At 67.1% G+C, this 10,601-nt stretch carries 11 protein-coding genes, 1 tRNA gene and 1 pseudogene; 7 read left to right on the forward strand and 6 right to left on the reverse strand.

Annotated elements, in window-relative coordinates; translation table 11 throughout:
* Window positions 1-774: 774 nt before the first annotated feature.
* The 4 genes and pseudogenes from Q0D57_RS19430 to Q0D57_RS17895 form a co-directional block, all read left to right on the forward strand.
* Window positions 775-840, forward strand: a pseudogene (locus Q0D57_RS19430) (hypothetical protein); the annotation flags it as partial.
* A gap of 112 nt (window positions 841-952) precedes the next feature.
* Window positions 953-1,651, forward strand: coding sequence for a site-specific integrase (locus Q0D57_RS17885; RefSeq protein ID WP_366518642.1), 699 nt, complete (start codon window positions 953-955; stop codon window positions 1,649-1,651).
* 129 nt (window positions 1,652-1,780) lie between these two features.
* The gene (locus Q0D57_RS17890; RefSeq protein ID WP_291046613.1) at window positions 1,781-2,521 is read left to right on the forward strand and encodes a type IV toxin-antitoxin system AbiEi family antitoxin domain-containing protein; all 741 of its coding nucleotides are present in this window, start codon (window positions 1,781-1,783) and stop codon (window positions 2,519-2,521) included.
* Window positions 2,522-2,548: 27 nt separating this feature from the next.
* A complete protein-coding gene (locus Q0D57_RS17895; protein ID WP_291046616.1) occupies window positions 2,549-3,484 on the forward strand; it encodes a nucleotidyl transferase AbiEii/AbiGii toxin family protein in 936 nt (311 codons plus the stop codon).
* Window positions 3,485-3,594: 110 nt separating this feature from the next.
* Here Q0D57_RS17895 and Q0D57_RS17900 read toward each other — a convergent pair.
* From Q0D57_RS17900 to Q0D57_RS17915, 4 genes are all read right to left on the reverse strand, one after another.
* Window positions 3,595-3,666: transfer RNA gene (locus Q0D57_RS17900), tRNA-Arg, on the reverse strand.
* 20 nt (window positions 3,667-3,686) lie between these two features.
* Window positions 3,687-4,184, reverse strand: coding sequence for an HNH endonuclease (locus Q0D57_RS17905; RefSeq protein WP_291046619.1), 498 nt, complete (start codon window positions 4,182-4,184; stop codon window positions 3,687-3,689).
* Window positions 4,185-4,503: 319 nt separating this feature from the next.
* Window positions 4,504-5,292 carry an NlpC/P60 family protein gene (locus Q0D57_RS17910; protein ID WP_291046621.1) on the reverse strand — a complete coding sequence of 263 codons (789 nt, stop codon included), beginning with the start codon at window positions 5,290-5,292 and terminating at the stop codon, window positions 4,504-4,506.
* A gap of 383 nt (window positions 5,293-5,675) precedes the next feature.
* Window positions 5,676-6,368 carry a metal-dependent transcriptional regulator gene (locus tag Q0D57_RS17915; RefSeq protein WP_291046623.1) on the reverse strand — a complete coding sequence of 231 codons (693 nt, stop codon included), beginning with the start codon at window positions 6,366-6,368 and terminating at the stop codon, window positions 5,676-5,678.
* Between the two features lie 92 nt (window positions 6,369-6,460).
* Between Q0D57_RS17915 and serC the strand changes: the two genes are divergently transcribed.
* Entirely contained in the window at window positions 6,461-7,579 is a 1,119-nt protein-coding gene (serC, locus tag Q0D57_RS17920; protein ID WP_291046625.1) for a phosphoserine transaminase, read from the forward strand.
* 96 nt (window positions 7,580-7,675) lie between these two features.
* On the opposite strand, the gene Q0D57_RS17925 is transcribed toward serC, so the two are convergent.
* Together Q0D57_RS17925 and Q0D57_RS17930 are read right to left on the reverse strand one after the other, a co-directional pair.
* Window positions 7,676-8,428, reverse strand: coding sequence for a DUF3027 domain-containing protein (locus Q0D57_RS17925; RefSeq protein WP_291046628.1), 753 nt, complete (start codon window positions 8,426-8,428; stop codon window positions 7,676-7,678).
* Window positions 8,428-8,808, reverse strand: coding sequence for a cold-shock protein (locus Q0D57_RS17930; protein ID WP_291046631.1), 381 nt, complete (start codon window positions 8,806-8,808; stop codon window positions 8,428-8,430). The genes Q0D57_RS17925 and Q0D57_RS17930 overlap by 1 nt, the downstream gene beginning before the upstream one ends.
* Before the next feature lie 79 nt (window positions 8,809-8,887).
* On the opposite strand from Q0D57_RS17930, the gene Q0D57_RS17935 reads away from it, so the two are divergent.
* Both Q0D57_RS17935 and Q0D57_RS17940 read left to right on the forward strand, forming a co-directional pair.
* The gene (locus Q0D57_RS17935; RefSeq protein ID WP_291046635.1) at window positions 8,888-9,157 is read left to right on the forward strand and encodes a hypothetical protein; all 270 of its coding nucleotides are present in this window, start codon (window positions 8,888-8,890) and stop codon (window positions 9,155-9,157) included.
* Window positions 9,154-10,601 (forward strand): helicase-associated domain-containing protein (locus Q0D57_RS17940; protein ID WP_291046637.1); only part of this gene is annotated, 1,448 nt, incomplete at its 3' end. The genes Q0D57_RS17935 and Q0D57_RS17940, both read left to right, overlap by 4 nt.

The following is a 10,601-nucleotide window of genomic DNA, read 5'->3' on the forward strand; positions in this document are numbered from 1 at the left end:
GCGGACGCTCACCCGCCGACCTATTCGGAGCCCTGCTAGCCTCACAGAATCACCCGCCGTTGCAATGACCGCTAGAAACCACCGCGTCGCATCGGCCTCAGATTCGAGCGTTGCCGACACTCGAGACCATCGACCGGCTATCACCCGTGAGCGTGAGACCCATGCGTCGAGCAGAGACTTCGGATCGAGCGCGGTCGCTCCCGCAGCTCTTCCCCTCCCTGCGATGGACATCTAGCATGCGCGCGGATATCCGCCCAATCGCGATTCGTGATCTTGCAGCCCACCCAGCCCATCCCGAACGCTGACGACGCCGTCCTGAGCATTCAACACCGTTCCTTCGCATCTGTCGCCATACTCTCCGCCGTCTCACCCTCTTCTTGCCTGCGCCACCGTCACCCCTTTTACTTCCCAACCTCCCTCAGACACCAACGATGTTTGGGGGAGGTTGGGAAGCGCGCTCTGCGCGGGGGTGGCGGTGGCGCAGGCGAGAAGAGGGACAAACCGTTCCATTACCTATTCCCGCCCAAGGAACAGGTAATGGAATACCCACGAGCATGGAGCCGAACGCGGAAATGCTCTGCAGGGGACCGAAAACATGCCCCCTACGGGCGCCACTCCAATGTCTCCCGTCCATTACAGAATTGATCGGACGGATGAGCGTCGAACCACGGCGACGATAACGCGTAGCGACGTGATTAGCGGAGAAGGTTGAGGTGGCTAGAGATGGCAGGCAGCGTGACCCCGTACAGCACGTCGTAAGGCAAGCAATACCGCGTGCGGTACCGGAAGCCGGATCACACCCAGACGGACAAGCGGGGTTTCAAGACCAAACGCGAGGCCGAGCTGTTCCTCGCCTCGGTGACGGTGTCAAAGGCGGCCGGTGACTACATTGATCCGGCTCTGGCTCGCCGTGGTGATCCGGGCACACGGCGTGCTCGCAGGCATCCTCGACATGGCCGTCACCGACCGTCGCCTTCTCCGGAAGCTGGCGCGCGGAGTGAAGCTGCCCCGCAAGACAGGGAAGCTGAATCGCGTCTACCTCAGCCACGACCAGGTGCACACTCTCGCCGGCTTGTCTGCGCATCCGACGCTCGTGCTCTGCCTCGCCTACACGGGCATCCGGTGGGGAGAGGCTACCGCGCTCCGCGTGCGGCACATCAACTTCCTTCGGCGCCGGCTGAACGTTGAAGAGAACGCCGTGAAGGTTGGTGCCATCATCCACCTCGGCACGACTAAGGGGCACGAGCGCCGATCCGTGCCCTACCCAGATCTGCTCAGCGCGGGCCTAGCCGAACAATGCGCGGACAAGGGGCCCACGCAGCTCGTGTTCGGCGGCGGCACCTTCCACATGAAGTCGCCGGACTCCGTCGACGGATGGTTCGTGAACGCCGTCCGCCGCGCGCAGCAGACCAACCCCCACTTCCCCTCCCTCACCCCGCACGACCTTCGGCACACGGCCGCATCGCTCGCAATCAGCAGCGGCGCGAACGTGAAGGCTGTTCAGCGGATGCTCGGCCACGCCTCGGCTGCCATGACCCTCGACACGTACGGGGACCTGTTCGACGACGACCTCGAGATGGTCGCCGCCAAAATGCAGGAAACAGCACGCGAGGCGAGCGTAGGCAAAGCCTGGGCGAGCAACCTGGCGTGACGAATGCCGTAAGTCTCAATGGTCTTTTGATCGCTGCCGGGATCCGAGAGCCCACGCTCATCGCTGCATTCTTGTAAGATTACATTTTGGTGTAATATTTAGAGCGCAATGAGTGAGTGAGGTGTGGTGATGCGTGCTGTTGATGCTTTGGAAGTTCTCGAACTGCTCGGTTCCACGCAGCGCGGTCTCGTAACGACTGCTCAGGCTCGCGAATCGGGTCTGTCGGGCGTGGACCTGACTCGCCTTACCGACTCGGGAAAGCTCCACCGTGTCCGCCACGGAGTTTATGCCCTGCCTTCGGCGGGGGCTGACCGACTACAAGACCTGCGTGGGGCGTGGCTGGCGGCCTCGGCGAACGGCGACGTCGTCGTTTCCGGTGCCTCGGCGGCCGTCGTACATGGTCTTGGTGACCTCGTTCCCGCGGCACACGAGTTCACTGCACCGGTGCGCCGCCAGAGCACGCTGCCGGACCTCCGATTCCACCGCGCCGAGTTGAGCGACGACGATTTGACCGTGGTCGACGGGCTTCCGGTAACCACAGTGGTGCGCACAGCCGCCGACCTCGCTGCGTCGTTGCTGGATTCCGACCACCTCGCCGGAGTTTTGTCCGCCGCGGTCGAGAATCTGGATGTCGATGTCGAGGAGCTCGCGCAGGCGCTCTCCCCCTATGCCAGACGCTACGGTTTCGACTCCGGGCGAGCGCTTCTCGCAGAGGCCGCACCCGGTTACGTGGCTGCTGCGCTCAGCAGCGCAGTTCGTACGGCCGTTACTCACTCTCCCCGATTTCGGAAGCAGGCCCTGAAGCTTCTCGCGGAGCCCGATGGCGCGAAGACGCTCCTGTCATTCCTCGAGGAGCGCCTCGCTTCATAAGGCACTTCAACACTGGCAAGGAAACACATGGCGCTCACAACGATGCAGCTGGCGAGCCTCGCCCGATCGCTTCAGGCTAAGCTGAACAACGAGGCGCGCCGGCGCGGGGTGACCGCGGATGTCATCCGCAAGCAGTACATCTTCACGGTCTTCCTGAGCAGATTGTTCTCTCCGGAGCCGCAGCCACCTTGGATCCTTCTCGGCGGGAACGCACTGCTCATCCGCACCGGCGGTGGACGCTTCACGCAAGACATCGACCTTGCCCGCGAGAGCGAGTGGACTTCGACCGACGACGTGCGCGCCGAGCTGCGGTCGCTCGCCGATTCCGGCGCAGACCGAGATCCATTCATCTTCGTGGTGGTCGCAGTCGAGCCGTACTCCGAGCCAGACCCATTTGACTACGGCACGAAGACGGCGAAGGCGAGGGTGCAGGCGCTCCTCGGCACTCAGGTCTTTGACACATTCACCGTCGACCTGACCGAGAGGCGTCACCTCGACGCTCTCGTCGATCAGGTGCCCCTCCGCGCGGTCATCGACCACGACACCCTCTCCCATCTGCCGTCGGTGCCGACGACACCGCTCGAGAACCACCTGGCCGATAAGGTGTGCGCGATGTACGAGCGACACGGGAGCGACGGCGACTCGCCCTCCACCCGCTACCGCGACCTCGCCGACATCGTCCGGATTCTGGACGCCGGCCCTATAGATGCCGCTCGCCTCAGGGAAGTGCTCGACCGCGAATCGGGTCGGCGGAGGATCACGCTACCGAGCCGCATGGAGGCGCCTGCCAAAGAATGGCGGACCGCGTTTCCCCGCCAGGCACGAACGTTCGCTGAGTACCCAAGCAAGCTCTATGAACTGGACGCATCACTGGACGCGACACGGCCCTGCCTGGATCCCATTCTTTCCGGCGTTCGGACCTCCGGCACGTGGGTTCCTGAAGAGCACGCCTGGTCCGACTGACACCGCACTCGATCGAGTGTGGGCAAAGTGTGGGCAATCGCGATTTCGGGGCGAGATCAGAAGGCTCCAGATCCGCAGAATCACGGGGATCTGAGCATCTGACAAAACGGTGCCCCTGGAGGGACTCGAACCCCCAACCCTTTCCTTAGGACGGAACTGCTCTTCCATTGAGCTACAGAGGCTGACCGGGCAAGTTTAGCGGTCAGGCCGCCGTGGCGAGGAACATCTCCCACTGCGGCTCGGCCTTCTCGGCGCCCTTGATGCTCCAGCCCGACTGGTGCGGCATCCGCGGGGCGAAGCGCAGCGACCAGCCCATCTCCTCCGGCGTGCGGTCGCTCTTGATGTTGTTGCAGCGCAGGCAGCAGGCCACGAGGTTCTCCCAGGTGTCCTTGCCCCCGCGCGAGCGCGGCTGCACATGATCGATGGTGGTCGCCGATCCGCCGCAGTAGCCGCAGCGCTGGCCGTCACGGCGCAGCACTCCCCGGCGCGAGACCGGCATCATGCGGTTGATCGGCACCCGCACGTAGCGGGTGAGGAGGATGACGGCGGGCCTCTCGAAGGCGCTCGTGATCCCGATCACGGGGTGCGCGTCGTCGCTCGCCAGCACTCGCGCCTTGTCGTTCAGCACGAGCACGATCGCCCGCTTGAACGAGATGACGCCGAGCGGCTCATATCCTGCGTTCAGTACCAGTGTTCGCATGCTCTCCCTTTCGAAGAGACCTGGACGGCTTCCAGGTGTTCGATACAGCGGATCGGCTCAGATCGAGGAGTCGGGCGGACAACAAAAAAGGCGCCGTCATGATGACAGCGCCTTGCAGGGGGATCCGGTTATCCGGAACCGACTGAGTCCGTTCGAGTGCCGCGGCACGCGCAGCTGAAGGCGATCCGTGGTGCGGATGCTCCTGCCGTCGTTCATCGGTCTCTCCATGATCTCGGGGACGATCAGAGCCTCAGAGTACGACAGAAACGGCGTGCCACACAGTGGTGGCACGCCGTTTCATGGACTGGTAACGAGCTGTTTACACGATCCGCACGAAGTAGTAGCTGCCCCAGAGCGGACGGTGCTCGACGTAACGGCCCCAGTCCGGGGAGTCGATCGATTTGCCGGCCCCGTCGTAGATGCCGATGTGGCCGATGGGCCAGACGATGAGGTCTCCGGCCTGAGCGTCCTCCGGAGCGATCGGGATGCCGAGGGCGGCCTGGTTGCTCACGGTGCGCGGCAGGTAGATGCCGAAGGCGCCGAAGACGTACTGGGTGAGACCGTCGCAGCCGAAGCTCGTGTCGGGGCTCGCACCGCTGCCGTAGGGCACGACTCCCACGAACTGCTTGGCGAACTCCACGATGGCCTGACCGCTGTAGGGGCCGGAGGGCGGGTTGACCGCGAACGTGCCACCCGGGGCGGAGGAACGCGACGACTCCGCGGCCGACGCAGCGGCGGCGGCCTCGGTGGCGGCGACCGCGGCGGCCGCGGCCTCGCGGGCAGCGGCCAGCTCGGCCGAGGTGGGCGCCGTGTAGTTGTCGCGGCTGACCGCGAGGGCGGCCGACGCGTCGGGCACCACGAGGGTCTGCGAGCCACTGAGGTCGGCCTCGGCGGAGGCGACCGTGCTGTCGAAGCTGCCGCCGCCACCGAAGGCGTAGGCGGGGAGCGACATGGTGACCACGAGGGCCGCAGCGAAGGTCATGACGACCGTGCTGATGGCGCCCTTCTTCGTGGGCCGCTTGAAGCGGGGGCGCGAGCGCGGTGCGCGGGTGCCGCCCTGAGCGGGCTCGGCCACGCGGGCCGGCGGCGCCACGGGCGCACGCTTCACCAGAGCACTGGACACGACCGGCTTCGACGCCGCAGCTGCGGCCGACTCTGCCGCACGGAGCTCCCGGCGGGTGAGTGCGGATGCCAGGGAGGGTGTCTCGGGTCTGTTCGGGTCTTCGGGGTTCCGCTCCGAAGGGAGCGAGTTTCCATCAAGGGCCAAAATACGTTCCTCCGGCACCTCTCGCAGCTAGGGCACTGCTCCCGTCCACACCGAGTTGCGTGCGTGTTCTGCGACCAAGAGGCGGGAAAGCGAGGTGTCTTGGCCCGGTCCCGCACCCATTAGGGGGTGGTGGACTCGTTAGAGAATACGGGAGGCACAGCCGAATGTCACCTCGAGCGACGGTTTGTTTAACAATTCCGTAACGCTCGCCCGGATGATTTTGCTCAGATCCCAACAAATATGTGGGATGCGACCTCATTGGGGAGCTCGAGTCCCTCGTCGAAACCTTCGACCTCTACCAGAACGTAGGAACCGACCGCCGTGAAGGCCGCCGAGTTGCCTGGCACGACACCCGCCTGCTTGAGCTGCAGCAGCAGCTCCGGATCGACCTGGGCCGGTTCGCCGAGACGACGGATGGTCTTCGTCTGGGGGCCCACGGCTCCGTGCACGAGCGTCACGATGTTCACCACGCCCTTCGTGAACGGCATCGTCGCCTCGTCTCCCAGCACATCGAGGCCGGGGATGGGGTTGCCGTAGGGCGACTCCGTGGGGTGGTCGAGCAGCTCGAGGATGCGCAGTTCAACCTGCTCGCTCATCACATGCTCCCACCGGCATGCCTCGTCGTGCACCAGCTCCCAGTCGAGGCCGATGACGTCGCTCAGCAGGCGCTCGGCGAGCCGGTGCTTGCGCATCACGGAGATCGCCTTGCGCCGGCCCACCTCGGTGAGCTCGAGGTGCCGATCGAGCGAGACCACGACGAGTCCGTCGCGCTCCATGCGCCCGACGGTCTGCGACACCGTGGGCCCGGAGTGACCGAGCCGCTCCGAGATGCGCGCGCGCAGCGGATTGATGTTCTCTTCTTCGAGTTCGAGAATCGTCCGCAGATACATCTCTGTGGTGTCGATCAAATCAGTCACGGCATACTCCTAGGCCCTGTGAGGCGTACCTAACCCAGCCTAGTGTCACGCCACGACACGGAGGCTGTTCGCGCGTCGATACTATGGACCGCATGGCCGAGATCACGATTCCCACCGATCGACTTCCCGTGGACGGACGGTTCGGCTGCGGCCCTTCCAAGGTCCGCCCCGCCCAGCTGGAGGACCTCGTCACCCGCGGCGCCTCCCTCCTCGGCACGAGCCACCGCCAGGCGCCCGTGAAGAACCTCGTGGGTTCGGTGCGTGAGGGACTGTCGTCGCTCTTCTCGCTGCCCGAGGGCTACGAGGTCGTGCTCGGCAACGGCGGCTCGACGGCGTTCTGGGACGCAGCATCCTTCGGACTCATCCAGAAGCGCGCCGAGAACCTGTCGTTCGGCGAGTTCGGCTCCAAGTTCGCCGCCGCAGCCGGGGCTCCGTGGCTCGAGGCCCCCCACGTGGTGAAGTCCGAGGGCGGAACGCTCGGGCGGATCGAGGTGCTCGAGGGCGTCGACGTCTACGCCTGGCCGCACAACGAGACGAGCACGGGCGTCATGGCTCCCGTGCAGCGCGTGCACGGCGACGAGGGTGCACTCACCGTCATCGACGCGACGAGCGCCGCGGGCGGCGCTGACTTCGACGTCACCGAGACGGATGTCTACTACTTCGCCCCGCAGAAGAACTTCGCGTCGGACGGCGGGCTCTGGTTCGCCCTCATGTCGCCCGCAGCCCTCGAGCGGATCGAGACGGTCGCGTCATCCGGCCGCTACATCCCCGAGTTCCTGAGCCTGAAGAACGCGGTCGACAACTCGCGACTGAACCAGACGCTCAACACCCCCGCCATCGCCACGCTTGTGCTGCTGGAGAACCAGGTCTCCTGGATCAACGGCAACGGCGGCCTGCCGTGGGCCTCGGCGCGCACCGCGGAGTCGTCGTCGGCGCTCTACACCTGGGCCGAGAGCGTGTCGTACGCGCAGCCGTTCGTCGCCGAGCCGTCCGAGCGCTCGCAGGTCGTCGTCACGATCGACTTCGACGACTCCATCGACGCCGCGGCCATCGCCAAGGCCCTCCGCTCCAACGGCATCGTCGACACCGAGCCCTACCGCAAGCTCGGCCGCAACCAGCTGCGCGTGGCGACCTTCGTGGCCATCGAGCCCTCCGACGTCAAGCAGCTCATCTCGTCGATCGAGTACGTCGTGGAGAACCTGGGCTCGTAGCCTCTCCGCGCGGACAACGACGAAGCTCCCGCCTTCCGGCCCCTTCTGGGCGTCGGTGGGCGGGAGCTTCGTCGTTGTCCGCGTGTGCGGGGTGAGTCAGCGGCTCTCGGAGGGGAGCTCGTCGTCCGAGTCGTCCTCGTCGTCCGAGTCGTCGTCCTCGTCGGAGTCGTCCTCGTCTGCCGCGGCCGCGAGTTCGTCGTCGTCGGCGATGTGGTCGTCGAGGTCGGTCACGTCGTCGAGGTCCACCTCATCGAGGTCGTCCTCGTCCTCGTCCTCGTCGTCCTCGGACTGCTCGTCTTCGTCGTCCTCGTCTTCGTCTTCGTCGTCCTCATCGTCGTCTTCGTCGAGGTCGTCGTCCTCCTCGTCGTCGGCCTCGGCAGCCGTCGCCGCCGCGAGCTCCTGGGCAAGCTGGTACTCGGCGAGGCGCTCCGACCACGGCACCCAGTCGGGAGCGACGAGCGAGGTCTCGCCCGGCAGCAGCTCCACCTCGAGCACGTTGGGCTCGGACTCCTCGTCGACGCGTGCGAGCGTCACCGTCCACCGCCAGTCGGGGTAGCCGGGCAGCGTCGAGGCGAAGAACAGGCTGAGCACGTGGTCCTCGTGGGCCTCTGAACCGACGAGCTCGCCGACGGTGCCCGCCGGAGCGATCCCTACGAGCGCGGCCCGTGCGAAGTCCACCGACCCGAGCAGCACCTCGTCGGTGACGGGCTCGACGGCAGCGGTCTCTTCAACCACCTCATCGGAGGCGCTCTCGTCGGCAGCGGCCTCCTCGACCGCATCGGCCGAGGGCTCGGGCTCGACGGCAGCGCTCTCGTCGACGGCGCCGAGCTCGGGTGCGTCCTGCGGCACTAGGCGTCCAGCTCGTCTGCGACCTTGCGCAGCAGAGCGGCGATCTTGCGGCTGTGGGCGTTGTCGGGGTAGCGACCGCGCTTGAGATTCCCACCGATGGAGTCGAGCACCTTCACGAGGTCCTCCACGATGACCGCCATGTCGTCGGCGGGCTTCCGCGCCATCTTCGCGAGGCTCGGGGGCGCCTCGAGCACCCGCACCGAGAGCGCCTGCGCACCGCGCTTGCCGTCGGCGATTCCGAACTCGAGCTTGCTGCCGGCTTTCACCGTGGTACCCGCGGGCAGGGCCGACGCGTGCAGGAACACTTCTTGGCCGTCATCGGTGCTGATGAAGCCGAAGCCCTTCTCGTCGTCGTAGAACTTGACCTTGCCGGTTGGCATCGCGAATCTCCTCGTGTAATCGGCCCGAATACCTCTTCGGACCACTGACCAGCCTACCCGTGCCCGTATCCTTGTGGATGTGAGTGACGCCGACAACACAGCCAGCAGCCGGATCGAACGGTCCCTGGCGGTCATGATCGCGGCCGTCATCGGGATGTCGATCATCGCGTTCCTCGCCATCATCATCGCGACCGCGGTGGGCGTGGGCGGCGAGTCCTTCAGCTCCGGCGTCTGGCCCGCGGTCTTCCTCGTGCCCTACATCGGCCTGCCGATCGGCCTCGTGCTCATGCTCGTCCTCCTCATCCTCAACATGAGACGCCGTCTCCGCGACGCTCGCGGGAGTCGGTGAGCGATCCGCTCACGCTCGCGCGCTCACTGAGCGCCCGCAGCGACGACCAGCTGATCGCGCTGCTTGCGGCGCGCCCGGTCGCGGCGCGGGAGATCCGCGACTTCTTCGACCTCGCCGACGCGCTGCTCGACCCGGTGTCGGTGCGCGCAGCGCTCCGCCGCCTCGACCGTGACGAGCTCGAGGGCCTCGCCGCCCCGGCGGGGAACAGCGGGGAGCAGCGCGAGCTCGCGCTCCGCGATGAAGCCGGCCGCCCCTACGCCGTGGTCGCCGAGGTGGCCCGCGCCGTGCTCGACGAACCGGCCCCCGCGGCCGCGGCCGACCCGCCCGTCTCCTCTCCCGCGGCCGACGCCGTGGCGGCCACGCCGGTGGCCGAGCGCGCCTTCACCGCTATCTCCGCGGTCGCCGAGCTCGTGCAGCAGCTCCGCCTCGCCCCCGTGCGCACCCTCGCCCGCGGTGGCGTCCCGGCCGCCGAGAGCAAGCGCCTCTCGGCCCTCCTCGGACTCGAGCCGGAGCTGGTGCCCCCGCTCATGGAGGTCGCTCGCGCGGCCGGCCTGGTCGACCTCGACGGCGACCTCCTCTTCTCCACGGCCCTCGCCGACGAGTGGAATCTGCTCGCCCACCGCGACCGCTGGCACGCCCTCGTGTCCGGCTGGGTCGCGAGCCTCGACACCCCGTTCCGCTCCCTGCTCGCCGATGCCGTCGCGGGTGGCCCGTGGCCGAGCGGCACCGCACTCCGCGAGTCCCTGGCCGCCCGCTATCCAGCCGCCGACGCGGCCATGCGTGCCGAGCTCGACCACCTCGACGAACTGGCACTCCTGCTGGGAGCAGCACCCTCGGGCCTCGCCGCCGACCTGCCGGACGAGGTCGACCGGGTCTACCTGCAGCACGACCTCTCCATCATCGCCCCGGGCCCCCTTCGCCCCGCCATCGACGCCCGCCTCCGCACCGTCGCGGACATCGAGAACCGCGGCCTCGCCAGCAGCTACCGGATCACGGCGCAGACGATCGACCGCGCCCTCGCCTCGGGCGAGACGGCCACGGGGCTCCGGGAGTTCCTCGGCGAGATCTCGCTCACGGGCGTCCCTCAGGCACTCGACTACCTCATCGGCGAGGGCGAGCGTCGCTACGGCCTCGTCCGCGTCTCGCCCGCCGGCAGCGCGGCCGGCAGCACCCGCACCCGCGTGCACTCGAGCGACACCCGCGTGCTCGGCAGCATCGCGGTCGACCAGTCCCTCTCCTCGCTCGGGCTCCGGCGCGAGTCCGACGACACCCTCTCGAGCCGCATCGAGCCCGCCACCGTCTACTGGCTGCTCGCCGACGCCCGCTACCCCGTGCTCGCCGAAGACGCCGACGGCGGCGTGCTCGTCATGCGACGCGCGCGCATCCTGCCCACCCGCCGGTCAGCGGATGCCCGCAGCACAGTTCCCGACACAGCACCGAGCAC

Origin of the sequence: Herbiconiux sp. (assembly GCF_023264895.1) — a bacterium.
Taxonomy (GTDB): Bacteria; Actinomycetota; Actinomycetes; order Actinomycetales; family Microbacteriaceae; genus Herbiconiux.